Annotated in this window: 1 protein-coding gene; it reads left to right on the plus strand. The window is 63.7% G+C overall.

Going from position 1 to position 325, the window contains the following annotated elements; genetic code table 11:
* Positions 1 to 21: 21 nt before the first annotated feature.
* Positions 22 to 325 (plus strand): hypothetical protein (locus tag EN786_RS36740; RefSeq protein ID WP_135910140.1); only part of this gene is annotated, 304 nt, incomplete at its 3' end.

Below are 325 nucleotides of genomic sequence, written 5' to 3' on the forward strand. Positions count from 1 at the left end.
GCCGTTCCAAGGAAGGGAACCATGAAGACCATTGTGCTTGCCGCGTGTTTCTTGCTGGTCGCCGCCGAGGCGCAGGCGGTGTCGCGTTACGATCCGACGCGCATGAGCTGCGACCGGGTGCAGGCGACGATCGCCAGACAGGGCGCCGTCATCCTGCGCTATCAGTCGACGCGCGTGCCGGGTCTTCCGCTCTACGACCGTTATGTGCGCGACGAGCGCTTCTGCAACATGGGCGAGGTGAGATCACGGGCTTATGTGCCCAGCGCCGACACCAAATCCTGTGCCGTCTATGTCTGCAAGCGGCCGGACTTCGAGCATTTCCGCC

Source organism: Mesorhizobium sp. M4B.F.Ca.ET.143.01.1.1, from assembly GCF_004792275.1.
Classification (GTDB): domain Bacteria; phylum Pseudomonadota; class Alphaproteobacteria; order Rhizobiales; family Rhizobiaceae; genus Mesorhizobium; species Mesorhizobium abyssinicae.